General features: G+C 69.7%; 23 protein-coding genes. 15 read left to right on the top strand and 8 right to left on the bottom strand.

Annotation, left to right across the window (positions count from 1 at the left end; genetic code table 11):
• Positions 1-17: 17 nt before the first annotated feature.
• Genes GZ64_RS0115555 through GZ64_RS0115545 form a run of 3 tightly spaced genes read left to right on the top strand, consistent with a single transcriptional unit; the run spans position 18 to position 2,739 of the window.
• Positions 18-779 carry a DUF998 domain-containing protein gene (locus GZ64_RS0115555; protein ID WP_197020537.1) on the top strand — a complete coding sequence of 254 codons (762 nt, stop codon included), beginning with the start codon at positions 18-20 and terminating at the stop codon, positions 777-779.
• A 32-nt stretch (positions 780-811) separates the two neighbouring features.
• The gene (locus tag GZ64_RS0115550; RefSeq protein ID WP_051668092.1) at positions 812-2,083 is read left to right on the top strand and encodes a sensor histidine kinase; all 1,272 of its coding nucleotides are present in this window, start codon (positions 812-814) and stop codon (positions 2,081-2,083) included.
• Entirely contained in the window at positions 2,080-2,739 is a 660-nt protein-coding gene (locus tag GZ64_RS0115545; RefSeq protein WP_029260003.1) for a response regulator, read from the top strand. Before GZ64_RS0115550 ends, GZ64_RS0115545 begins: the two co-directional genes overlap by 4 nt.
• Before the next feature lie 87 nt (positions 2,740-2,826).
• Here the strand turns inward: GZ64_RS0115545 and GZ64_RS0115540 are convergent, their stop codons facing one another.
• Entirely contained in the window at positions 2,827-4,518 is a 1,692-nt protein-coding gene (locus GZ64_RS0115540) for an ABC-F family ATP-binding cassette domain-containing protein (RefSeq protein ID WP_029267463.1), read from the bottom strand.
• Positions 4,519-4,807: 289 nt separating this feature from the next.
• Here GZ64_RS0115540 and GZ64_RS19215 point away from each other — a divergent pair, with 289 nt between their 5' ends.
• Positions 4,808-5,128 carry a hypothetical protein gene (locus tag GZ64_RS19215; protein WP_136025440.1) on the top strand — a complete coding sequence of 107 codons (321 nt, stop codon included), beginning with the start codon at positions 4,808-4,810 and terminating at the stop codon, positions 5,126-5,128.
• Here the strand turns inward: GZ64_RS19215 and GZ64_RS0115530 are convergent, their stop codons facing one another.
• The gene (locus GZ64_RS0115530) at positions 5,129-5,785 is read right to left on the bottom strand and encodes an alpha/beta hydrolase (protein WP_029267461.1); all 657 of its coding nucleotides are present in this window, start codon (positions 5,783-5,785) and stop codon (positions 5,129-5,131) included.
• Positions 5,786-5,857: 72 nt separating this feature from the next.
• Here GZ64_RS0115530 and GZ64_RS0115525 point away from each other — a divergent pair, with 72 nt between their 5' ends.
• Positions 5,858-6,463, top strand: coding sequence for an NUDIX hydrolase family protein (locus tag GZ64_RS0115525; RefSeq protein ID WP_021201180.1), 606 nt, complete (start codon positions 5,858-5,860; stop codon positions 6,461-6,463).
• Between the two features lie 28 nt (positions 6,464-6,491).
• Here GZ64_RS0115525 and GZ64_RS0115520 read toward each other — a convergent pair whose 3' ends face one another.
• The gene (locus GZ64_RS0115520) at positions 6,492-7,559 is read right to left on the bottom strand and encodes a threonine aldolase family protein (RefSeq protein WP_029267459.1); all 1,068 of its coding nucleotides are present in this window, start codon (positions 7,557-7,559) and stop codon (positions 6,492-6,494) included.
• Positions 7,560-7,660: 101 nt separating this feature from the next.
• Between GZ64_RS0115520 and GZ64_RS0115515 the strand changes: the two genes are divergently transcribed.
• A complete protein-coding gene (locus GZ64_RS0115515; RefSeq protein ID WP_029267458.1) occupies positions 7,661-9,115 on the top strand; it encodes an MFS transporter in 1,455 nt (484 codons plus the stop codon).
• Positions 9,116-9,127: 12 nt separating this feature from the next.
• Here the strand turns inward: GZ64_RS0115515 and GZ64_RS0115510 are convergent, their stop codons facing one another.
• Together GZ64_RS0115510 and GZ64_RS0115505 are read right to left on the bottom strand one after the other, a co-directional pair.
• On the bottom strand, positions 9,128-9,787 hold the full coding sequence (locus GZ64_RS0115510) for an SDR family NAD(P)-dependent oxidoreductase (protein ID WP_029267456.1): 660 nt from the start codon (positions 9,785-9,787) through the stop codon (positions 9,128-9,130).
• A 136-nt stretch (positions 9,788-9,923) separates the two neighbouring features.
• On the bottom strand, positions 9,924-11,363 hold the full coding sequence (locus GZ64_RS0115505; protein WP_029267454.1) for a DUF6421 family protein: 1,440 nt from the start codon (positions 11,361-11,363) through the stop codon (positions 9,924-9,926).
• 72 nt (positions 11,364-11,435) lie between these two features.
• Here GZ64_RS0115505 and GZ64_RS0115500 point away from each other — a divergent pair, with 72 nt between their 5' ends.
• On the top strand, positions 11,436-11,894 hold the full coding sequence (locus GZ64_RS0115500) for an Lrp/AsnC family transcriptional regulator (protein ID WP_017829260.1): 459 nt from the start codon (positions 11,436-11,438) through the stop codon (positions 11,892-11,894).
• 15 nt (positions 11,895-11,909) lie between these two features.
• On the opposite strand, the gene GZ64_RS0115495 is transcribed toward GZ64_RS0115500, so the two are convergent.
• Positions 11,910-12,935, bottom strand: a complete 1,026-nt coding sequence (locus GZ64_RS0115495; protein ID WP_081859773.1) for an ArsR/SmtB family transcription factor — start codon at positions 12,933-12,935, stop codon at positions 11,910-11,912.
• A 45-nt stretch (positions 12,936-12,980) separates the two neighbouring features.
• Between GZ64_RS0115495 and GZ64_RS0115490 the strand changes: the two genes are divergently transcribed.
• Genes GZ64_RS0115490 through GZ64_RS0115480 form a run of 3 tightly spaced genes read left to right on the top strand, consistent with a single transcriptional unit; the run spans position 12,981 to position 14,674 of the window.
• The gene (locus GZ64_RS0115490) at positions 12,981-13,343 is read left to right on the top strand and encodes a cupin domain-containing protein (RefSeq protein ID WP_029267450.1); all 363 of its coding nucleotides are present in this window, start codon (positions 12,981-12,983) and stop codon (positions 13,341-13,343) included.
• A 14-nt stretch (positions 13,344-13,357) separates the two neighbouring features.
• On the top strand, positions 13,358-13,648 hold the full coding sequence (locus tag GZ64_RS0115485; protein ID WP_021201172.1) for a DUF4287 domain-containing protein: 291 nt from the start codon (positions 13,358-13,360) through the stop codon (positions 13,646-13,648).
• A gap of 51 nt (positions 13,649-13,699) precedes the next feature.
• The gene (locus tag GZ64_RS0115480; protein ID WP_029260012.1) at positions 13,700-14,674 is read left to right on the top strand and encodes a 1,4-dihydroxy-2-naphthoate polyprenyltransferase; all 975 of its coding nucleotides are present in this window, start codon (positions 13,700-13,702) and stop codon (positions 14,672-14,674) included.
• Between the two features lie 15 nt (positions 14,675-14,689).
• On the opposite strand, the gene GZ64_RS0115475 is transcribed toward GZ64_RS0115480, so the two are convergent.
• Together GZ64_RS0115475 and GZ64_RS0115470 are read right to left on the bottom strand one after the other, a co-directional pair.
• The gene (locus GZ64_RS0115475) at positions 14,690-14,995 is read right to left on the bottom strand and encodes a DUF4229 domain-containing protein (protein WP_021201170.1); all 306 of its coding nucleotides are present in this window, start codon (positions 14,993-14,995) and stop codon (positions 14,690-14,692) included.
• Positions 14,996-15,004: 9 nt separating this feature from the next.
• Positions 15,005-16,039: a hypothetical protein gene (locus GZ64_RS0115470; protein WP_036331644.1), complete on the bottom strand. Its 1,035-nt coding sequence runs from the start codon at positions 16,037-16,039 to the stop codon at positions 15,005-15,007.
• A 305-nt stretch (positions 16,040-16,344) separates the two neighbouring features.
• Here GZ64_RS0115470 and GZ64_RS0115465 point away from each other — a divergent pair, with 305 nt between their 5' ends.
• From GZ64_RS0115465 to GZ64_RS0115445, 5 genes are all read left to right on the top strand, one after another.
• Positions 16,345-17,325 (top strand): glycosyltransferase family 2 protein, encoded by a 981-nt coding sequence (locus GZ64_RS0115465; protein ID WP_029267447.1) that lies wholly within the window; start codon positions 16,345-16,347, stop codon positions 17,323-17,325.
• A complete protein-coding gene (locus GZ64_RS0115460; RefSeq protein WP_029267445.1) occupies positions 17,322-18,668 on the top strand; it encodes a polysialyltransferase family glycosyltransferase in 1,347 nt (448 codons plus the stop codon). Before GZ64_RS0115465 ends, GZ64_RS0115460 begins: the two co-directional genes overlap by 4 nt.
• Positions 18,669-18,694: 26 nt before the next feature.
• Positions 18,695-19,855 (top strand): cytidylyltransferase domain-containing protein, encoded by a 1,161-nt coding sequence (locus tag GZ64_RS20080; protein WP_029267443.1) that lies wholly within the window; start codon positions 18,695-18,697, stop codon positions 19,853-19,855.
• 93 nt (positions 19,856-19,948) lie between these two features.
• Positions 19,949-20,821: an N-acetylneuraminate synthase family protein gene (locus GZ64_RS20075; protein WP_021201165.1), complete on the top strand. Its 873-nt coding sequence runs from the start codon at positions 19,949-19,951 to the stop codon at positions 20,819-20,821.
• Positions 20,818-22,227, top strand: a complete 1,410-nt coding sequence (locus GZ64_RS0115445; protein ID WP_051668090.1) for a DUF6716 putative glycosyltransferase — start codon at positions 20,818-20,820, stop codon at positions 22,225-22,227. Before GZ64_RS20075 ends, GZ64_RS0115445 begins: the two co-directional genes overlap by 4 nt.
• The last annotated feature ends 77 nt before the right edge of the window (positions 22,228-22,304 follow it).

The following is a 22,304-nucleotide window of genomic DNA, read 5'->3' as shown; positions in this document are numbered from 1 at the left end:
GCTCATACCGTCTCCCTATGCCCACCGAAAACACCGCCTCTCGCCCTGCCGGAACCACTCTCCGCATCGTCGCCTCGATCGTCGGAAGCCTGCTCGTCGCCGTCGCGCTGACCATCATCTGGGTCGCCCGTCTGAGCATCGACCGCGTCCTGTATGTGAGCGGACTCGGAGCCGACGGCGAGCCGACCGCGGGATGGTTCGAGCTCGCACTGCTGCTCCTCGTCACCGGTGGCTTCGCTGTGGCCTGGGCCTCGCGCGGGCTGCGTTCGACGGTGCCGTGGTTGAGCATCTGGTCGCCGTCGTTCTCGGTGGCGATGGCATCATCGCTGTTCCTGGTGGCCTCGCAGGTCACGTGCACGACCGGGTGCCCGCTGCCGGTCGGGCCCGCGTTCACCTGGCAGGATCTGGTGCACACCACGGTCGCCGTGCTCGCCTTCGCCCTGGCCGCGTTCGCGATGCTGCAGGTCTCCTTCGTCGAAGGTCGGCGCACGCTCCGGGTGCTGTCGCTCGGCGCAGGCGTCTCGACGGCCGTGATCGCCGCGGCGGGAGGCATCCTCTCCCTGCTGCAGTTCCGCACGGACATCGGCAGCATCTTCGAGCTCGTCGCGACCACCATCGGCATGGGGTGGCTCGCGATCCTCGGAATGGACACGGCGGTCGCGCAGCGGCGTCGACGGGTGCGGCGCGAGACGTGGAAACCGGTGGCGCCGACCCTCGATTCGCATCAGAGCACCGCGCGTCGCACTGCGACGGGTGCGCTCGTCGCCGTCTCCCGCTGAGGAACCCGACGTGCGGTGCGTAGAGTCGTCATATGCGAGAGTCAGCATCCGTCGGCGAGAGCGGGGCCCGGTCGGTGGACCTGCCGCGGCCGCCGGGGATCGTCCGGCGGTTCTGGGGAAACCACCCCTGGCTCTTCGACGGTCTGCTCGCCTTCGCGTACCTCATCGTGAGTGTGTTCTGGGCGGTCGTCGCTCCCCTCTCCTCGGGCGACTGGTCCCCGCTCGCTCCGATCGTCGTCCCGATAGTGCTGGGCGTGCTCGCGGCGATCGGACTCCTCTTCCGCAGGTATCGACCGTGGCTCACGTTCGGGGTCTTCGCGGTCGTCGCGGTCGTGGCGCTCATCGCCGACACGCCTGCCGAGCCGATCGGCGTCGGCTTCGCCCTCTACGCGCTCTTCGTTTACCGCTCGAATCGCAGCGGATGGGTCGCCTTCGGGGTGACGGTGCTGGCCGGGGTCGTGGTGCTCCCCGCTCTCGACTGGCTGCGCCGCGGTGCCCCCGATGGCGGCTTCACGTATGTGCCGGGCAGCCTGCTGTTCCTCGTCGTGATGCTGATCGCCGCGCTCCTCGGAGTCACGGTGGGTGACCGGCGGCGCTACATCGGGGCGATCCTCGACCGCGCCAACCAGCTCGCACGCGAACGCGACCAGCAGGCGCGGATCGCGACGCTGGCCGAGCGCGCGAGGATCACCCGCGAGATCCACGACGTCGTCGCGCACAGCGTGTCGGTCATGGTGTCGCTCGCCGACGGCGCCGGCGCGCTCGCGGAGAAGGATCCGCAGCGTTCGCGCAGCGCCATCCAGGAGATCGGCGAGGTCGGACGGCAATCGCTCGTCGAGATGCGCCAGCTGCTGGGCGCGCTCGGCGACGACGCGGACGACGGCGAGGAGCAGAGCCCGCTGCGCCCCAACCCCGGACTGGCGGAACTCACGGCCCTGGTCGAGACCTTCCGCTCCGCGGGTCTGCCGGTGACGGTGCACATGCAAGGGGCGGCGCCCGGGGCACCGGCGCTGCAGAACACGATCCACCGCATCGTGCAGGAGGCGCTCACGAATGCGCTGCGCTATGCCAAGGACCCGCGTGAGGTGCTCGTGAGTCTCGATTTCCGTGGAGAGGTCCTCGTGATCGAGGTCACCGATGACGGCCGGCAGGGCCCGCCGGCGGTCTCGGTCGGATCGGGCCGCGGCCTCGTGGGCGTGCGGGAACGCGCGCGGCTGGCCGGCGGGACGGTCGACGCCGGTCCGCTCCCCGAGGGCGGATGGCGCGTGCGGGTGGAACTTCCCGAACAGGAGGAACAGGGATGACCGAGGAGAAGATCCGGCTGCTCATCGTGGACGACCACGAGTTGATCCGTCGCGGCATGCGGATGGTGCTCGATGCCGAAGATGACATGCAGGTGGTCGGGGAGGCCGTCTCAGGAGCGGAGGCCGTGCACCTCGCGGCCGATCTGCGACCCGATGTGATCCTGATGGACATCCGGATGCCGGAGATGGACGGGATCGAGGCGACCAGGCGCATCGTGCGGAGCACGCCGTCGAGCCGGGTGCTGGTGCTCACGACCTTCGACCTCGACGAGTACGCGTTCGGCAGCCTCCGCGCAGGAGCGAGCGGGTTCCTGCTGAAGAACACCCCGCCCGCGCAGCTGACCGCCGCGATCCGCGCGATCGCCGCCGGTGACGCCCTCGTCTCGCCGCGCGTCACACGGTCGATGCTCGACCTGTTCGCCACCCGTCTTCCCCGACAGGCCGAGGCGGTCGATTCACGGCTGGACGTGTTGACCGAACGCGAGCGGGATGTCTTCCTCGCGATCGCCAAGGGATACAACAACACCGAGATCGGCGAGAGCCTGTTCGTGTCGGAGTCGACGGTGAAGACCCACGTCGGCCGCATCCTGCTCAAGCTCGATCTGCGCGACCGCGTGCAAGCCGTCATCCTCGCCTACGAGGTCGGCCTCGTCTGACGGTTCCGGTGCGACGACGGCGCGCGCCGAGGAAACGGAGTCCCGGCGCGCGTCGTCGTCTTCCGCGCGTTGTCGTCCTCCCGCACGTCACTGCTCCAGCGAGACCTCCTGGAGCGCGCCGTCGGCGTCGATCTGGAGTGTCAGATCGAGGTCGAGCCGCCGCAGGAACGCATCGTCGTGACTCACGATGAGCACGGCCCCGCGGTAGGCGCGGAGGGCGTCGACGAGTTGGTCGACCGTGTCGAGGTCGAGGTTGTTCGTCGGCTCGTCCAGCACCACGAGGTGGGGTGCCGGGTCGGCGAGCAGCAGCTTCGCCAGCGCGACGCGGAAGCGCTCGCCACCGGAGAGGGCGGCGACCGGTCGCTCCGCGGTGGCCCCGCGGATGAGGAACCGCGCGAGGCGGTTGCGCAGTTCCTTCTCCGGCACGTGCGGCGCTGCGGCGGCGATGTTCTCGAACACCGACCGCTCCTCGTCGAGGCCGTCGACCCGCTGCGGCAGGTAGCCGATCAGGTCGGTATGGGCCTCGGCATGCAGGGCTGGCCGTACGGAACTCAGGACCTCCGTCTCGGATCCGCTTCCTTCCCGCCCCTGCGGCCCGACGGGAGTCATTGCTCCTGAGCTGTGAACGCCGGTGGCGACCAACCGCTCCAGCAGCGTGGTCTTCCCCGCGCCGTTACGTCCGATCAGCGCGACCCGCTCCGGCCCCTGGATCACCCACGCGCGTTCGTGATCGCCGACCGTCGCGATGCGGCGGCTGCGCGACACCTGCGGGTCGGGCAGCTCGATCTTCATCGACGAATCGGAGCGTACCCGTCGCCCGGCCTCGTCGAGAACCGAGCGCGCGGCATCCTCCTTCGCTCCGACCTCGGTGCGGAGCCTGCCGGCCGATACCTCGGCGGCCATCTTCCGGCCGTGCGCGACGATCTTCGGGACCCGCTTCTCGATCTCCGCCTTCTTCGCGGTGCGCGCGCGGTGGGCGAGCTTCACCTCGGCTTCGATCCGCTGCCGTTTCTCCTTGCGGAGCACCTGGGCGGCGGTGACCTCGGCCTGCTTCGCGGCATCCTGCTCGGCGTCCAGCCACGCACGCCATTCCGAATACGGACCGCCGAACACGCTCAAGGTCTGGGCGTAGAGCTCGGCGGTATCGTCCATCAGCTCGAGCAGCGACAGGTCGTGGCTGACGACGATGAGCGTGCCTTTCCAGGCGCGCACCATCGCCGCGAGCTTCGCCCTGGCGTCACGGTCGAGGTTGTTGGTCGGCTCGTCGAGGAGCGTGATCGGTGCGCGGCGCAGACGGATGCCGGCGATCGCGACGAGCACGGCCTCCCCGCCCGACAGCTCGCCGACCCTGCGGTCGAGGAAGTCCGAGGCGAGTCCGGCCTCCGCCAGGGACGCCTCGGCGCGCGCCTCGATGTCCCAGTCGTCGCCGACGGCGTCGAAGTGGGCGGGATCCACGTCGCCGGCGCTGATCGCCCGCACGGCATCGAGCGCCTCCGACACTCCGAGAAGCTCGGCGACGCGGCGGTCGACATCGAGAGTCAGCTGCTGCGGAAGGTACGCGACCTCGCCGGATGCCGTGACCATGCCCGAGGTCGGTTCGAGCTCGCCGGCCATCAGCCGCAGCAACGTCGACTTGCCCGCGCCGTTGCGACCGACCAGGCCGGTGCGTCCCGAGCCGAATGCGCCAGAGACGCCGTCGAGCGCGACCGAGCCGTCGGGCCAGGTGAAGGTGAGCCGGTCGAGGATGACCGACGCGTGAAGAGTGGTGGGAGTTGACATGAGTGTCTCCTGTCGAGTGCGAGGGTGCACTGACACCGAGCCCCTGCCGGGCCGTGACACGCGTCACAGGATGCGAGAGGAGAGGGTCTGCCGTGGAGTCGGCGATCGTCGGGTCAGCGCGCGGAAAGAAGAGCGCGGAGGCGACGGATCAGATCAAAGGACTTCCAGACACGGCGGACAGGACTCCCCGACGATACCCGGGGTTGTCAGGATCGCGCAACCCCCGGGCGTGTCGGATCTCCGTCGCGTGGGGGATGCCGTCGAGCCGACGGGTCCGTACCGTGGAGTCATGGCAGATCAGGATCCGAGTCCGCAAGAGTCGCGTTCGCGCATGGGGCTGGGCGTCGGGCTCGCGCTCGGGGTGGCGATCGGAGCGTCGATGGGCGCCGCCCTGCAGAACTGGGCGCTCGGTATCGGGATCGGAGTGGCGATCGGTGTCGCGCTCTCCGTCGCCATCACGTCGGGCGGGGGTTCCCGCCCGGGAAGCCAGCCTGAGGGCGACCCTGACGACGCCCCTGACGGCGCCCCTGACGGCGACGACACCGACGACGGCCCTGACGGCGATCCCGGCGCTTCCGCGGAGAAGCCCGACGAGAAGCCCGAGCTCTGATCAGCCGGTGGTGATCCCCTCCAGCCACTTCGTGAGGAACCGGTGCACGTCGGTCAGCTCCTCCTCGGAGATGCTGTGCGTGAGGCCGGTGTACACCCGTCCGGACAGTTCGGAGTGCGCAGGCAGCCACTGCGCGGTGTGATCGATCAGCGTGGGAGGGATGACGTCGTCGTGCGTGCCCCGGCCCCAGAACACGTGCGGGCGCAGTTCTGCCAGCGACTCGTCGTTCGGCAGCTCGCCCGGTGCCGCGTAGCCGCTGAGGACCGCGACGGCTCCGAAGCGCTCCGGTGCCAGGCGCAGAGCCTGCAGCGACACCGCCGCGCCCTGAGAGAAGCCGAGCAGGGCGACCGAGGGGGCATCGGCCGCCGCGGTGTCGAGCCAGCGCAGGAAGGCCTCCGCGGCGGCGGTCACGGCCTCGGAGCTGCGCCCGTCGAGTCCCTCGATCGGGTACCAGGAACGCCCCGGCATCGGCCACGGCGGTGCGAGGGGCGCGGCCACGGATGCCACGGCGATGCCCTCGGGGAGGGAGGGGACGAGTCCGAACAGGTCGTGCTCGTCGGCACCGTAGCCGTGCAGCAGGACCAGCAGTGGCAGCCCCGCGCGGTCGGGGGACGACCATCGGGTCGCGGTGTCGTCGATCGTCAGGTTCTCGCTCACACCGTCATCCTGCCAGGGGCGACAGACGTGTGCGCGGTGTCGGTTCGCAGAAGCGGCTGGTAGAAAGGACACATGGCCGTCCGCACACCTGATCCCGATCCGGAGCCCGATGACGACGGTCTCGGTGACTTCCCGGATTCGAACCGGCCCGCGCCCGACGCGAATCCCGGCTGGCTGAGCGAGTTCGAGCTCGAAGAGGCTCGGCGCCGTCTGCCGATGCTCTACGTCGAGGCGATCCCGGTGCGCACCGACGGCTCCGGCCAGGTGATCGAGATCGGCATCCTGCTGCGCTCCACTCCGATGGGCGAGATGACCCGCACGATCGTGTCCGGTCGCGTCCGCTTCGGTGAGACGATCCGCGACGCCCTCTTCCGCCACGTCGAGAACGACCTGGGCCCGATGGCCTTCCCTCTGCTGCCGCCGCAGCCGCTGCCGTTCACGGTGGCCGAGTACTTCCCGATCCCCGGGGTGAGTGCGTTCCACGACGATCGGCAGCACGCCGTGTCGCTGGCGTTCGTGGTGCCGGTGACGGGAACGTGCGAGCCGCGTCAGGACGCTCTCGAGGTCACCTGGTTCTCGCCGGAGGCCGCCGGCTCCGACGCGGTCGCCGCCGAGATGGAGAACGGCCGGGGCACGCTCATCCGACAGGCTCTCGCGAGCCTCGGTCTGCTGCGCTGACGTCTTCTGCGCTGACGCTCGCGGAGGGTCAGGCCGTGGTGAGCCGGGCGAGTTCGGCGACGAAGGCGTCGACGTCGGCTTGCTCGGTGTCGAAGCCGCACATCCACCGCACCTCCTTGCGCGCCGCGTCCCAGTCGTAGAAGCGGAACGAGTCGCGGAGCTGGTCGGCGACTCCGTCGGGGAGCGTGGCGAACACGCCGTTGGACTGGGTCGGCTGGGTGAATCCGACGCCCCGGATGGAGCCGTCGGCGATGCCGGCCTCGATCTCGGAACGCAGACGGGCCGCCATGGCGTTGGCGTGCTGGGCGTTGCGCAACCAGAGGTCGCTCTCGAGCAGGGCGATCAGCTGCGCCGACACGAACCGCATCTTCGACGACAGCTGCATGTTGAACTTGCGCGAGTACTTCAGTCCGTGGGAGGCCTCGGGGTTCAGCACGACGATCGCCTCGCCGAGCATGGCACCGTTCTTCGTCCCGCCGAAGGTGAGCACGTCGACGCCCGCGTCACGGGTGAACGCGCGCAGCGGCAGGTCGAGGGCGGCAGCGGCGTTCGAGAGGCGTGCGCCGTCGAGGTGCAGCTTCATGCCGCGCTCATGCACGTGGTCGGCGATCGTGCGGATCTCGTCGGCCGTGTACAGCGTGCCGAGCTCGGTGGTCTGGGTGATCGAGACGACCAGCGGCTGCGCGCGGTGCTCGTCGCCCCAGCCCCAGGCCTCGCGGTCGATCAGCTCGGGGGTGAGCTTGCCGTCGTCGGTGGCGACCGTGAGCAGCTTGAAGCCGCCGATCTTCTCAGGTGCCGCAGCCTCGTCGACGTTGATGTGCGCGGTGGAGGCGGCGATCACCGCGCCCCAACGCGGCAGCATCGACTGCAGGCCGGTCACGTTCGCGCCGGTGCCGTTGAACACCGGGAACGCCTCCACGCCCTCGCCGAAGTGCTCCTGGAAGACCTCCTGCAGGCGCGCGGTGTACGCGTCCTCGCCGTAGGCGCTCTGGTGGCCGCCGTTCGCCGCGACGATCGCCGCGAGGATCTCGGGGTGGATACCGGAGTAGTTGTCACTGGCGAAGCCCCGGATCGCGGGGTCATGCTGGATGCTCACCTCCCCAGCCTAATTGTCCGGCCGGTGCTCGCGGTGCGACGACGATGTTCTGTCCGGAGAGGGGCTTCCGGATGTCGGAGGCCGGTCCTACCCTCTTAGGCATGCAGCGCACCGCAGCGAAGAGGGCCTTCGCCAACGTCCTCGTCAACACGCTCATCGCGAACGTGACGACGAGCTTCCTGTGGTTCGCGCTCACGTTCTGGGTCTACATCGAGACGCAGTCGGTGCTGGCCACGGGCATCATCGGCGGTGCCTACATGCTGTTCGTCGCGTTCTTCGCGATGGCGTTCGGCACGATCGTCGACCGAAACCGCAAGCACACCGTCATGGTGATCTCGAGCGTCATCTCGGCTGTCGCTTTCCTGGTGGCCGGGGTGCTCTACCTCTGGCAGCCCGAGGCGGCCCTGCTCGACCTGGGCGGACCGTGGTTCTGGCTGTTCTCTGGCATTATCCTGTTCGGCGGAGTCATCGAGCAGCTGCGCAACATCGCGCTGTCCACGACGGTCACCCTGCTCATCCCCGAAGAGAGACGTGCGAACGCCAACGGCCTGGTCGGCACGGTGCAGGGCATCGCCTTCCTCGTCACGAGCGTGTTCTCGGGACTCTCGATCGGCTTCCTCGGCATGGGGTGGACGCTCGCGATCGCCATCGCCGCCATGGCGCTCACCTTCGTGCATCTGCTGTTCGTACGCATCCCCGAGGGCGATCCGGAGCCCGACCCGAACGCGTCGAGCGCGCTCGACTTCCGGGGAAGCGTGCGGGCCATCCGGCTGGCTCCCGGCCTCTTCGCACTGATCATCTTCTCCACGTTCAACAACCTCATCGGCGGCGTCTACATGGCGCTCATGGATCCTTACGGGCTGACGCTCTTCGACGCCCAGACCTGGGGATTCGCCCTGGCGTTCGCGTCGACCGGATTCCTGGTCGGCGGGGGACTCGTGGCCAAGTTCGGTCTCGGTCCGAAGCCGATGCGCACGATGCTGCTCGTGGTCATCGCGATGGGGCTGCTGGGCTCCGTGTTCATGCTGCGGGAGTGGTGGCCGCTGTATGTGGTCGGCATGTGGGTGTACATGGCGCTGGTGCCTCCGGTGGAGGCGGCCGAGCAGACCGTGATCCAGAAGGTCGTGCCGTTCGAGCGGCAGGGGCGTGTGTTCGGAGTGGCCGCCGCGATGGAGGCGGCAGCGGCCCCGATCACCGCATTCCTGATCGCACCGATCGCCGAGTTCCTGATCATCCCGTACATGGACACCGCACAGGGGCAGCGGCAGTGGGGGTGGCTGCTCGGCGAGGGAGAGGCTCGAGGCATCGCGCTCATCTGCCTTTTCGCCGGACTGATCATGGTCGTCGCCGCCACACTGGCCTTCTTCACCCGCTCGTACCGCAAGCTCACAGAGCTGTACGCAGAGGCTCCGGAGCAGGAGGTCGCGGGGGCGGAGGAGGAGATCTCGGACCGGACACCGGACGATGACGAGACCGAGCCCGTCGTGACCCGGCGTGCGGACGCGCCGCCCGTCGTGCCGGGGATGCCCCCCGAATCCGGGGGACCGCGTCGGTGATCCCGGGCGGAATCAGGCCACGTCGAACACCCGGTCATTGAGCTCGGCGGCGTCCGCATCCCACAGCGCGACGATCCGTGCAGCGAGCACCTCGGCGTCGAGCGCCTGGGCGCGGAACACGACGGATGCGGCCCGCAGTGGCTCCCCGGCCTCGCGCGACGCCTTGGCATACCCCTGAGCGACCGCTCGGGCCCAGGCTTCGCTCGCGGCCTTGACGGCGGCGTAGTTCGCCCCGCCGGCGAGGGGACGTGCGACGGCGGTCGAGGAGACGACCGCGAAGCGTCCGGCCGCGGAGGCGCGCAGGGCAGTGTCGAACGCCCGGCTCGTGGCGCGCACCGCTTCGAGTGCCGGCAGCAGGGCGGCGAAGTCAGCGTCGGATTGCCCGGCCAGCCCTCCACCACCGCGCCAGCCGCCGACCAGCGGGACCACCGCATCCACGGGGCCGATCCGCGAGGCCACGGCGGTCATCGCGTCGAGGGAGGTCGCATCGGCGACCTCGACCTGAGCCCCGGCATCTGCGAGTTCCCGCAGGCGCTCCGCGGAGCGGCCGGTGGCGATGACACGGGCATGCGCGGCGACCAGTGCGCGTGTGGCGGCGAGGCCGGCGGCGCTGGTCGCTCCGGCGAGGACGACGGTGCGTCCGGCGGCGTTCGAATCGGTGCGTTCAGCCATGTGTCCACTCTTCCGCGTCGTCGGGGCTTCTGCGGCCGGAACCCGCGGAGAGATCCGCAGAACAGGTTCCGGCCGCAGCGCGGTGCGCCCCAGCGTCACACTCGGAACGCGCGCGGTGCGCGCGTGGTCTTCGTCCTCAGTCGTCGGTACCGCGGATGCCGACAGTCGACTCGATGACCGGCTTCATCTTCTTGTCGAGGGTCTCGAAGAACATCGACAGCGGGAACTCGTCGTCCATCACGGCGTCCGTGTAGCCCTTCGGCGCACCGGCGAGGATCTCGTCCGTGAGCCCGCGAGCCCACTGCGATGCCGGGTGCGGGGTGAGCGTGCCGCGCACCAGTTCGTATGCGGCGAGCCAGTGCGAAACCTTCGGGCGGTCGATCGAGTGCCAGTACAGGTCGTCGATCGCATCGCCCAGAGCCACCACGGCATCGGGCACGTTGTCCCAGTCGAACGCCAGAGCGGTGTCGGTCCAGTGCAGCACGCCGCGCTGGTGCAGCCATGCGAACAGCAGCTGCCCGCCGACCGCGTCGTAGTTGCGGGTGCGGGTGCCCGTGATCGAGAAGCGGAAGATGCGGTCGAAGATCACCGCGTACTGCACGAGGTGCGCGTAGTCGTGCATCTCCTGCTCGGTCGCGGTGAGCTCCTCGCCGGCGTCGATGCGTGCCGCGAGGGCGCGCTCGATCTTCACGGACTCGCGGAACGCCGTCATGTCGCAGCGCATCTCCTCGAGCGAATAGAGGAAGAACGGCATCCGCTGCTTGATCATGAACGGGTCGAACGGCAGGTCTCCGCGCATGTGGGTGCGGTCGTGGATGATGTCCCACATCACGAACGTCTTCTCTGCCACCTGCTGATCGTCCAGCATCGCGGCCGCGCGCTCCGGCAGGTCGAGGTTGGTGATCTCGGCAGCGGCACGGGTGACGCGACGGTAGCGGGCCGCCTCGCGGTCCTGGAAGATCGCGCCCCATGTGAAGGACGGGATCTCGCGCATCGCGACGGTCTCGGGGAACAGCACGGCCGAATTGGTGTCGTATCCGGGCGTGAAGTCGACCAGACGCAGCGAGACGAACAGCTTGTTGCCGTAGTCGCCCGCTTCGAGCGCCGCGATGAACTCCGGCCAGATCGTCTCGACGATCAGCGCTTCGACCAGGCGGTCGCTGGATCCGTTCTGCGTGTACATCGGGAACACGACGAGGTGACGGATGCCGTCGACGCGGTGCTGCTGCGGCTGGAAGGCCATGAGCGAGTCGAGGAAGTCCGGCACGCCGAAGTCCGAGGCGGACCAGCGGTCGAAGTCGACCACGGAGGCGGCGAGATACTCGGCGTCGTGCGGGAAGGCCGGGGCGAGCGCGCGGATCGCGGCGGTGATGGCGCCGACCAGCTCGCGGGCGGCGGCATGATGAGCGGCGTCCGGGATCGAGCCGTCCTTGATCTGCATCTCGCGGATCGCGATCGCCGCGTCCTTGAGCTGTGCCCAAGCGGTCGACTGCTCCGCGATCGATGCGTCCTCGACGACCTCGGGTTCGCCGACGATGGCCTGAACAGCGGAACTGTTGGCGGAAAGAAGGGACATCGGGACCTCCGATCGGAGTTTTTGACGGAAAGATTCCTGCACAAACGGAATCCTGACGATAATCTTACAGCCATGGATGACTCTGTCGACCGCGCGATCCTGACCGCGATCTCCCGTGACGGCCGTGCCACGCTCTCCCAGCTCTCGGATGCGGTGGGGCTGTCGGTCTCGGCGGTGCAGTCGCGCCTGCGTCGGTTGGAGACGCGGGGAGTCATCTCCGGATACCAGGCGATCCTCGACCCCGAGCAGGTGGGCACGCCGCTCTCGGCGTTCATCGAGATCACCCCGCTCGACCCGGCGCAGCCCGACAACGCGCCCGAGCTGCTGGAGCACCTGGACGCGATCGAGGCATGTCACTCCATCGCCGGCGATGCCAGTTACATGCTCTTCGTGCGGGTTCCGTCACCGCGTGCGCTCGAAGAACTGGTGCGCGACGTGCGGCTCGCGGCGAACGTCAGCACCCGCACGACCGTGGTCCTGCAGACGTACTACGAGCACCGGCCGATCATCCCGGTGGGCTCCACCGAGTAGTCGGACGAGCGGGCGTCAGAGCATCGCGCCGACCATCGCCTCGCCCAGCGGTGTGCGCAGATGCAGCATCCTGGCGCCGTCGCGTTCGCTGGCGATGAGACCGCCGCCCCGCAGCACCGAGAGGTGGTGCGATGCCGTCGATATCGCGATGTCGGCATCGCGTGCCACCTGCGAGGTCGTGCGGGCCGTGCCGGCGCCGAGCAGGATGGCCGCTCGGGCCGGCCCCAACAGGGCGCCGAGGGCGTCGGCGATCTCGGTGGCGTCGCGGGCCCATCCGGCCGTGACTCCCCGGGCGGGATAGAACAGGGTGGGCTGTGCCGGCGGCTCGGTGAGCACCATGCATCCCCATGACGACATGACGGACGGGACCAGGACCATGCCGCTTCCCCGGCAGTCGACCTGTTCGCTGTGGCGGCGCAGCGAGACGCGGACGGCACCGGACCCCCAGGTCACCTGTCGGTGCAGATCGCCGGCCATGCCGGCGATGCCCGCGCTCGCCATCGTGCGTGTGCGGACGGCGATGTCGGCGCGCAGCAGCCGGTCGAGCTGCGGCCACACCGGGGCGAGTGCGGCGTCCCACACGGCGCCCCACGCGTCGGCGATCAGGCTGCGGGCGCGGGCGGGGTGATCCCGCATCTCGCGGAGAGCCTCTCGCCGGGTTCCGCTCGACCGCGCCACCATCTTCCCGAAGTCGACGCGCATCGGGCCGAGGGATGCGGCACGCAGTTCGTCGAGCTCGATCTCGGGCGTGAGGTCCCAGCGGGGCGTGGTCGTCAGGAAGTCGGGCAGGTAGCCGTCGTCGCCGATCACAGTGGCGAGCAGCGCGACGTCGTCGCGGGGGAGGCGGTCGCGCACGGAACGCAGCCACCCCCATTGCAGGGGGTGGGCGGTCGGTCGCCGTAGTACCCGTACCGCGTGCGCGAGCTCGTGTCCGGGCGAGATGCCGAACCGCACCGCCTCGACGTCACCCGGGCTCAGGTGGAACTCGACGCGGTGATCGGGGTGCTCGACGCCCTCGATCGGGCCGGAGTTTCGATCCACGTCGAAACTCTAGGGACTCTTCGCGAGTCTGTCGAGACTGGTGCCATGAACAGCACATCACCATCGAACGGGGTCGTCTCCGGGGCGGACATCCGCATCGGTACGGGCGGCAGCCGCAGGTTCGTGGGAGCCGAGCACGGAGCCGAAGTGTCGTACTTCTTCGTCGAGAACCAGCCGGGGGAAGGGCCGGGGCTGCACTGGCATCCCTATCCTGAGACCTGGGTCGTGATCGAGGGCATTGCCTCGATCACGGTGGGCGAGGAGACTTTCGTGGCCGGGGCGGGAGACACGGCCACCGGGCCCGCCTTCATCGCCCACCGCTTCACCAACGTGGGGGACGGGGTGCTCCGCATCATCGGCATCCACGCCTCCGCCACCATCATCCAGACGTTCCTCGATGAGGACTGACCGCAGGAGCACCGATGTCCTTCCAGGCATACCTCGACAACATCGAGACCAAGACCGGCCTCACCCCGCGGCAGTTCATCGCCCTCGCGACCGAGAAGGGGTTCGACCGCACCACCAAGGCGACGCCGATCGTCGCGTGGCTCAAAGAGGACTACCAACTCGGTCAGGGGCACGCCATGGCGCTCGTGCACGTGATCACCAAGGGCCCGCAGATCAGCGACAAGCACGTGGGCACGGGCGGTGCCCACGCAGACGCGTCCGACACCCTGTGGCTCGACGGCAAGGACAGCAACCCGAACTCCTGATGGGCCCTCACGCTGAGGTCGGGCATCGCCCCGGCCAGTAGGATTCCCTGCGTGGCAGCATCCTCCCAGCGCAAGAAGAAGACCCCGACCGCGAAGCGCACCCCGGTCCGCACGAGCGGCAACCCGGCGAAGCGTCCGGCGATCGAAGCGGGCCCCGTGACGGCCTCCGACTGGGTCGGGGCCGCGCGTCTTCGCACCCTTCCTCTCGCGATCGCGCCGGTCGTGATCGGCACGGGAGCCGCGCGCAGCACCGGGCCCGAGTTCCACTGGGTCATCGCGCTCGCCTGTCTCGCCGTCGCGGTGCTGCTGCAGATCGGCGTGAACTTCACGAACGACTACAGCGACGGCGTGCGCGGCACCGATGCCCACCGGGTCGGGCCCGCGCGCCTGACCGCATCCGGGCGGGTCGCGCCGCGCACCGTCCTCATCATCGGGCTGGTGTTCTTCGCGCTCGCCGCGCTCGTCGGGCTGGCGATCGTCGTGCGTACCGGACAGTGGTGGATGCTCGCGGTGGGCGCCGCCTGCATCGTGGCCGCCTGGTTCTACACCGGCGGCAAGCGGCCCTACGGCTACTACGGCCTCGGCGAGGTCTTCGTGTTCGTGTTCTTCGGGCTCGTCGCCACCCTCGGCACGACCTGGGTACAGATCTTCGCGCTGCCGCAGCAGGCGTGGCTCGGTGCGATCGCGACCGGCCTTTTCGCCTGCGCCGTGCTCCTCGCGAACAACCTGCGGGACATCGATCAGGACCGCGAAGTGGGAAAGCGCACGCTGACGGTGCTGATCGGACGCCGCGCCACCCAGGTGCTGTTCACCCTCTTCGTGATCGCGCCGTTCGGGATCGCGGCCTTCCTGGCGTTGGCGTTCCCGATCGCATGGATCTCGCTGCTGGCGCTGCTCGCAGGGCTCCCGGCGATCGCGATCGTGTGGTCCTACCGGCAGCCCAAGGAACTCGTGACCGCTTTGGCGCTCACGTCGCTGACGTCGCTGCTCTACGCGGGCGCCCTCTTCTGGGCGTTCGTCGGCTGAGCGCAGCCGGGGCGCTCAGGCCCTGGCGTCGCCGTCGATCGGGTCGTTCGACTCGTCGATGACCTGGTCCTCGGCGTCCGCATCGGCCTGTCCGGCGGACGAGCGGCTCTCGCGGCGTTCCTGCAACCGGGCGGAGGCGTCGGTCAGGGGCGTGCGCAGGAACAGCATCGAGATGCTCATGCCGATCAGCGCGGCGAAGATCGCGGCGAGCCACCAGAACTCTCGGAAGATCGGGAAGAACACCCAGAGGATGGCGAGCGGGACGAGGAACGCCAGCAGCCGCAGCACGGTGTAGACGAGGAAAGGCGCGGGCTTCTTCACCCCTCCAGTCTACGTTCGCTGCGTACGGCCTCCGTCGCGGGTGCCGTCGGCGGTCCCGTCGTCGGTGCTGCGGGGGATGCCGAGTCGGGGGAAGGGGATGCCGCGCACCACGCGCCGCCACGGGTGCTCGCCGAGCGACCACAGCAGTCCCGCCTCGAGGTCGAGGGCGAGGTCTTCGCATCCGACCGGCAGCGGCACCGGAGTCGGAGCGAGCGCCTCGCGCCGGCCGCTCCAGAGCGTACCGGGGTGCATACGGTCGGATTGCGACACGAAGTGCCGATCGCCCCAGCGGACGGCCCCCTGCATCCGCGGGATGCCCGGGGTGAAGCGATCGACCTCGGCGAAGTCGTCATCGGCGCTCGCGGGGACGATGAACTCGCCGATCCGGCCGCTGTCATCCGTGCGGTGCTCACCGATGAGCACTCGCGGCAACGACGCGCCAGCGTCGTCGAACACGCGGCCGAGGTACGAGCAGCGCAGCGCGATCGGATGCGCGCGGGTGCGTACCGCGATGAGCGCCGTCGTGCGTCCACTGCGACCGCGTGCCCCGGCCAGTCGCTGAGCGAGTGCGCCGTGCACCTGATGGATGTCGGACATGTCGAATTCCCAGACACCGCGTCCTGTGGCCGCGGCGAACAGGCGATCGCCGAACCAGGCGAGCCCACCGGCGTGGATCCGCGCCGGTTGCAGCTCGCCCTCGTCATCGGTGACCGCGAGCAGGATGTCGATGTGGCGCGAGCGCTCCAGATCGACGAGCGTGACGCGGGAGGCGAGGTGCTCCCCGGAGAGCTCCTGACGGAACCAGCTCACGGCCAGGGTGCGTCGCCCGCGCCACTCGCCGACGTCGACGCCCTGCGGGTACCAGCGCCTGGTCCACGTCCTCGCGCTGAGCCATCGCAGATCGACGGTGTCGCGACGACGCTGTCGCACGGGACGCCAGGTCGATCCGAAGGGCCAGAGCATGCTCCCATCGTCGTCGATGCGTCGCGCGGGTGCGAACCGAACCTCGAAGAGCGCGGCATCGCGGCGCGTAGATTCCATCATGCTGGCATGTATTATGTTACCGGAGGTCGATTTCGTCTCTGGGAACGAATGCGACGACGAAGAACGTCTCGGGGGAGTCTGATGGGGGTCAGACGACCCCGTGGCCCGCGGGGTCGTATCTGCGATCCTGCATCCCGAACGTGTCACGTTCGGCAGTGCGATGCACTGGGAGGTGTGGTTCCGTTCGGGTGCGGGACCACACCTCAGTGCTCGTCTCCGTGGACACCCATCGTTCACCTCCGCGTCGCCATCCGGCAACGACCGCCTGGCACCATTCCCGGACACCGTCCGTCTCCGGGAGTCCTGTGCGCACACCCTTCGTCACCGTCATCCTGCCCGCGAAAGACGCCGGCGAGTACATCGGGACGACGCTCGAAACGCTCACCCGCCAGTTCGACGATGCCGGAGCGGTCAAGCTCGTGGCCATCGACGACGGGTCCCGCGACGACACCGGCGAGCTCATGCAGAAGTACGCGCAGTGCTTCGATCACGCCGAGGTGCTCCGGAATCCGACGGCGCGCGGGCTCGCGACGGCCCGCAACCAAGGCCTCGCGCATGTCGAGGGCGACGCCTTCTGCTTCCTGGACGGCGACGACTGGATGCAGCCGCGACGGCTCGAGGTACTGCTGTCGCGTATGCGGGAGCTCGGCTGCGACTTCGTGCGCACCGACCACGTCACGGTGACCGACGGACAGCGGGCGCTCGTCCGCGCACCGCACCCGTGGCGGGAGCGGGTGACACCGCCGCGAGAGGCGATCCTGCCCGAGAACGAGTCGACGATGGTCGACTATCCCTACGCCTGGGCAGGGCTCTTCCACCGCCGGATCATCGACAGCGGTCTCGCGGCGTTCCCCGAGGGCCTGTTCACAGCGGAGGACCGTCCTTGGATCTGGCGACTGCACCTGCAGGCCCGATCGTTCGCTGTGGTCGATGCGCCTGCCCTGCTCTACCGCCGGGGCGTCGCCACCTCGCTGACGCAGGTGCACGATCGGCGGCAACTCGACTTCGCCAGGGCCATGAATGAGGTCGTCTCAGTGGTCGAGCAGGACGCGGAGGCGGAGCGCTTCCTGCCCAAGGTCGTCTGGACCGCACTCGCCCTCAGCTCCCACCACCTCGTGCGCGCACGGCGGATGAGCCCACAGCTGCGCACGGAGATGCGATCCGGGATCCGCGACATGCTCCGCCGGCTCCCCACTGATGAGGTGACTGCGGTGCTGGGGCGCCTCGGCGGGCCGCGCCGCCGCGTGCTCGCGCGCATCCTCCGACAGGCAGGGCGTGCGGCATGACGCAGATCTTCGCGCTCCACAGCGCCTATGGCCTGGCGACGGCCGTCGCCGGGATCGATTCCGGACTCCTCGACGCGTCCGTCGGCGAGCGCCTCCTGGTTCCCTTCACCTCGTCACGAGTGCCCGAGACGGTGGTCGGGATCGCGCACGACCCGGCGCTCGGATCTCTGCGTGCGCGGTTCGACCGTATCGAGCCGTGGGAAGACCTGCTCGGGCCCATGCATCCGAGTTCGTGGGAGCCGGCCGATTCCGACCTGCCGATGCTGGAGCGGCTGTTCGCACGCGCGTGGGATCTGAATCCTCACGATCTCGAACTGTTCGTGCAGAGTCCGCAGGTCGCGCCGGCCCGCACACTGATGGCGTTGTTCCCGCAGGCGCGCATCACGATCATCGGCGATGGTCTGATGACGTACTCGCCGATGCGGGTGCGGATCCCCTACTCCGTCGCCGCACGCATCGAACAGGTCGTCTACGCCGATGTCGTACCGGGGGTCCGACCGCTCGTCGGGTCACCCGGTGCACAGGTCGTGCCGGTGCCGCCGCGGGTGTTCGCCGCCGCCCTGGGCGAGACGGATGCCGGTTCGCCCGAGCCTCGGGACGAGGCCGGTCCGACGGTGCTCGTGCTCGGACAGTACCTGTCGGCGCTCGGACTGATGACGGCGGCCGCCGAGATCGATCTGCAGACGCGCCTGGTCGACCGCGCGGCGCAGTGGGGACCGCAGTGCATCGTGTTCAAACCACATCCGGCCGCTCCGCCGCTGGTGACCGCCGCCGTCGAAGGGGCAGCGGCCCGTCGCGGCATCGACTTCGAGGAGTATCGCGGCCCTCTCCCGGCGGAGCTGCTCGCCGAGCGACTGGACGCAGTGGCGGTGGTCGCCGGGTTCTCCACCGCGCTGCCGACCGTGCATGCGCTCTTCGGCCGGGCGATCGGTTCGGCGGGAAACGACACCGTGCTGGCCGCCCTGACGCCTTTCGAGAACAGCAACCGGATTCCGGTCACCCTGGTCGACGCCCTCACGCGTGAGGACTCGCCCTATGCCGATCCTGCCCGACTGCAGCTGCTCATCGACGCGGTCGGCTATGCGATGCAGCCGGAGATCGCCGGCCACCTGCGGGGTCGGGCCGAGGAACTGCTGCGTGGCCTCGACGCCGACGAGCGTGCTCGGTACTTCACGCCCCGACGGCTCGCCGAGCTGCGGCTGCCCGGTGCGCCGGCGGAGAACGCCCTGCGTCGTGCGCTGCGTCCTGCCGGGGGAGTGGGCAGGATCGAGGAGTGGCGCCTTCACGCCCTCGGGGCCAGGAGGCGGGCAGGGCGTGCGTGGCGGGCGCTACGCGGACGATGACGATGGCGACGACGAGGATGTGGACGATGGACGAGCGGAAGCCCCTCACGGTGGCGATCATCCCGGCGCGCGGGGGATCGAAACAGGTGCCGCGCAAGAACCTGCAGCGCGTCGGCGGTGTGCCCCTGGTCGAGCGTGCGGTCCGCGCCGCGGCCGCCGCACCCGGCATCGATCTGGTCGTCGTCTCGACAGACGATGACGAGATCGCTGCGGTGGCGACGTCGGCCGGCGCGCGGGTGGTCCGTCGCCCCGCGGCGCTCTCCGGTGACACCGCGACCTCGGAGAGCGCGATCCTGCATGCATTGGACGACCTCGAGGCGAACGGAGACGCCGTCGGCATCGTGGCGTTCCTGCAGGCGACCTCGCCGTTCATCCCGAGCGATGCGCTCGCTGACGCCGTGGAGGAGATCCGTGCCGACCGCGCCGACAGCGTCTTCTCGGCTCACGAGACCTACGGGTTCCTGTGGCGGGAAGGGGAGGGGAGCGAGGCGGTGGCGATCAACCACGAAGCCGCGCACCGCCCGCGCCGACAGGACCGGGAGCCGCACCACCTCGAGACCGGCGCGTTCTATGTGTTCCGGGCCGCGGGCTTCCGCGAGAACAAGCATCGCTTCTTCGGCAGGATCCGCATCGCGGCGGTGCCGGAGTGGACGGCGATCGAGATCGACGATGCGGATCAACTCCGCGTCGCCCGTGCGCTCGCCCGCCTGCACGAGGCCCCCACGCCCATCGCGGTCCGCGCGGTCGTCACCGACTTCGACGGCGTGCACACCGACGACACCGCGATCATCGACGCCGACGGCGGTGAACGGGTGCGGGTCAGCCGGGAGGACGGCATGGGCGTCGCCCTGCTGCGCCGAGCCGGCGTGCCGCTGCTGATCCTGTCGACCGAGGTGAATCCGGTGGTCCGCGCTCGCGCCGACAAGCTCAGGGTCCCCGTGCTGCACGGCATCGACGACAAGGAGACGGCGCTGCGCAACTGGGCGCGCGACAACGAGGTGCCTCTCGGCGACATCGCCTACCTCGGCAACGACGTCAACGACCTGCCGGCGATGCGGATCGTGGGGTGGCCGGTCGCGGTCGCGAACGCGCATCCGCTGGTGATCGAAGAGGCCCGTGTCGTGCTGCGTCGCAGAGGTGGAGAGGGTGCGGTGCGGGAGCTGATCGAGCGGGTGTTGTCGAGCTGACCGATGCCGGTAACCCGGCGGTCGCCCGGTGTTCATCCTCGGCCCGTATCCAGGAAGGAGGGGTAGCACCAACGCTCGAACACCGGAGGAATCATGACTGTCAGCATCGGCTCACGAGTGATCGGCGGAGGGCGTCCTGCCTACGTCATCGCAGAGATCGGCCTGAACCACAACGGCGACGTCGACATCGCGAAGAAGCTCATCGACGTCGCGGCCCGAGCCGGTGCCGATGCCGTGAAGTTCCAGAAGCGCACTCCGGAGATCTCGACGCCGGAGCACATGCGCGACGTTCCGCGCGAGACGCCCTGGGGTGTGATGAGCTACCTCGACTACCGCCGTCGTGTCGAGTTCGGGCGCGACGAGTACGTCGAGATCGGCGACCACGCCACGATGCTCGGCCTGGACTGGTTCGCCTCGCCGTGGGACGTTCCCAGCGTCGCGTTCCTCGAAGAGTTGAACGTGGTGGCCCACAAGGTCGCCTCGGCCAGCCTCACCGACACCGAACTGCTGATCGCGCTGCGAGAGACCGGCAAGCCCGTGATCCTCTCCACCGGCATGTCGACCATCGAGCAGATCGACCGGGCGCTCGACACGCTCGGCACCGATCGGGTGGTCCTCATGCACGCGACGTCGACCTACCCGCTGGAGCCGGAAGAGGCGAACCTGCGGGTGATCGCGACGCTGCGCGACCGCTATCCCGGAGTGCCCGTCGGCTACTCGGGTCATGAGCGCGGACTGCAGATCTCTCTCGCCGCCGTGGCCATCGGAGCCGTCGCCGTCGAGCGCCACATCACCCTGGACCGCACGATGTGGGGATCCGACCATGCGGCCTCGCTCGAGCCGACGGGCCTCGAGCACCTCGTACGCGACATCCGTGTGATCGAGCGTGCGACCGGCGACGGCGTCAAGCGGGTGTTCGACAGCGAGCGTGCGCCGATGGCGAAGCTGCGCCGCGTTCCGGCATGACGGCGGCCACCGGCATCCGCGTCGTCGCCATCGCGGATGCCGACTCGTTCGTGAAGTGGGCCGCCTCCCTTCTCGGTTCCGTGCCGGGTGTGCGCCCGCACCTGCTGCTCGTGCGCACACCGCTCACGGCCAGCGCGGAGCAGCAGCGCACGGCTCTCGCCGGCACGACGCTCAGACCGGATGACGTCACCCGCATCGGGTTCGCGCAGACGGAGGCCTGGCTGGCCGGACAGCGCCCCGACGTGGTCCTGCTCGCGGGGCGCGGACCGTTCGTGCGGCTGATGGGACGCGTGATCGACGCGTTGGAGCATCGACCGGTCACGGTCTCGGGACTGCCCGGCATGGCGATCCCCGCCCAGCGCGGGGCGCTGGATTATCGCCGCCACACCGATCTGCTGGTCGTGCATTCCCACAGGGAGGTGCGGGCCTTCGAAGAACTCGGCCGCCGCATCGGGGTGCAGACGCCGGTGGCGCTCGCCACCCTCCCGTTCGCCCGGCGGCGGCAGCGCATGCTGCGTCCGGAGCGCGTCGGCATCGATGCGGTGGCGGGTCGGCGAGCCGGTCTCGCCGCGCGGGGCGGTGGCGTCGCGGTCGCCGAGCGCCCTCCGCGGCCTGCCCCGGTCAAGCCACCGGCGACCGACGTCGTCTTCGCCGCGCAGGCCCTCGTTCCGCTCGCGAAAGACCAGCGGGCCGAGATCGCGGCCATGCTCGTGCGGGCGGCCGAGGCCGAGCCGGGTCGCCGTGTGGTGGTGAAGCTGCGTTCGCGGCCGGGGGAGTCGGAGACCCACCTCGAGCGCGAACCGTATGCGGGGCTGCTGCCGTCGCGCCTGCCGCCGAACCTCGTCTTCTCCTACGACTCGATGAGCACCGCGCTCGAGACGGCCGCGGGCCTCGTCACGGTGAGCTCCACCGCCGCGATCGAGGCCACCGCTCTCGGTGTGCCCGTGATCGCCCTCGACGCGTTCGGGGTGAGCAAGGACCTGCTGAACACGGTGTTCGTGGGAAGCGGGCTGCTCGGCGGTCGCAGCGAGGTCGTGGCGGGGCGCTTCCGGCATCCGCACCCCGACTGGCTGCGCGACAACTACTTCCACCCCGATGGCGAGTCGACGTGGTGGGAACGGGTCGAGCAGCTCGTGGCGCTGCGGCGTTCCGGGGCACTGCCGGCGCGGCGGGTGCCGTCGGCCCGCGGCGGATCACTGCACGAGGCCTGGCATCGGGCGAGTGTGCTCGGCGCAGAGGATCGCACGGTGCAGGGTGCGGTGGCGCTGGCCATGGGCGCGCCGGCGACCCGAGCGCTGGCCGCGGTGCGCGGACGCCGACTGCCCGCCGACGGGGGAACCTGGGCGGACGCGTCGACCGACTACACGTTGGAGCCGAACCCGTTCGACGACTCCCTGCGCCGTTGAGCGCGCTCCTCGGCGCTGCCGAAACCCAGACGCTTCGTTCCACCGTCGGGGTGTCGCGCCACGACGCGCGGATGATG

It is taken from the genome of Microbacterium sp. Cr-K32, from assembly GCF_000708345.1.
GTDB lineage: Bacteria > Actinomycetota > Actinomycetes > Actinomycetales > Microbacteriaceae > Microbacterium > Microbacterium maritypicum_A.
Note: the sequence above shows the minus strand (reverse complement) of the source record. Positions and strands in the feature narration are given on the sequence as shown.

What these genes read in the sequence shown, in the direction of transcription:
- GZ64_RS0115555 (WP_197020537.1), top strand. Translation starts at nt 18, where the DNA reads ATGCCCACCGAAAACACCGCCTCTCGCCCTGCCGGAACCACTCTCCGC.
- GZ64_RS0115550 (WP_051668092.1), top strand. Translation starts at nt 812, where the DNA reads ATGCGAGAGTCAGCATCCGTCGGCGAGAGCGGGGCCCGGTCGGTGGAC.
- GZ64_RS0115545 (WP_029260003.1), top strand. Translation starts at nt 2,080, where the DNA reads ATGACCGAGGAGAAGATCCGGCTGCTCATCGTGGACGACCACGAGTTG.
- GZ64_RS0115540 (WP_029267463.1), bottom strand. Translation starts at nt 4,518, where the DNA reads ATGTCAACTCCCACCACTCTTCACGCGTCGGTCATCCTCGACCGGCTC.
- GZ64_RS19215 (WP_136025440.1), top strand. Translation starts at nt 4,808, where the DNA reads ATGGCAGATCAGGATCCGAGTCCGCAAGAGTCGCGTTCGCGCATGGGG.
- GZ64_RS0115525 (WP_021201180.1), top strand. Translation starts at nt 5,858, where the DNA reads ATGGCCGTCCGCACACCTGATCCCGATCCGGAGCCCGATGACGACGGT.
- GZ64_RS0115515 (WP_029267458.1), top strand. Translation starts at nt 7,661, where the DNA reads ATGCAGCGCACCGCAGCGAAGAGGGCCTTCGCCAACGTCCTCGTCAAC.
- GZ64_RS0115510 (WP_029267456.1), bottom strand. Translation starts at nt 9,787, where the DNA reads ATGGCTGAACGCACCGATTCGAACGCCGCCGGACGCACCGTCGTCCTC.
- GZ64_RS0115505 (WP_029267454.1), bottom strand. Translation starts at nt 11,363, where the DNA reads ATGTCCCTTCTTTCCGCCAACAGTTCCGCTGTTCAGGCCATCGTCGGC.
- GZ64_RS0115500 (WP_017829260.1), top strand. Translation starts at nt 11,436, where the DNA reads ATGGATGACTCTGTCGACCGCGCGATCCTGACCGCGATCTCCCGTGAC.
- GZ64_RS0115490 (WP_029267450.1), top strand. Translation starts at nt 12,981, where the DNA reads ATGAACAGCACATCACCATCGAACGGGGTCGTCTCCGGGGCGGACATC.
- GZ64_RS0115485 (WP_021201172.1), top strand. Translation starts at nt 13,358, where the DNA reads ATGTCCTTCCAGGCATACCTCGACAACATCGAGACCAAGACCGGCCTC.
- GZ64_RS0115470 (WP_036331644.1), bottom strand. Translation starts at nt 16,039, where the DNA reads ATGATGGAATCTACGCGCCGCGATGCCGCGCTCTTCGAGGTTCGGTTC.
- GZ64_RS0115460 (WP_029267445.1), top strand. Translation starts at nt 17,322, where the DNA reads ATGACGCAGATCTTCGCGCTCCACAGCGCCTATGGCCTGGCGACGGCC.
- GZ64_RS20080 (WP_029267443.1), top strand. Translation starts at nt 18,695, where the DNA reads ATGGACGAGCGGAAGCCCCTCACGGTGGCGATCATCCCGGCGCGCGGG.
- GZ64_RS20075 (WP_021201165.1), top strand. Translation starts at nt 19,949, where the DNA reads ATGACTGTCAGCATCGGCTCACGAGTGATCGGCGGAGGGCGTCCTGCC.
- GZ64_RS0115445 (WP_051668090.1), top strand. Translation starts at nt 20,818, where the DNA reads ATGACGGCGGCCACCGGCATCCGCGTCGTCGCCATCGCGGATGCCGAC.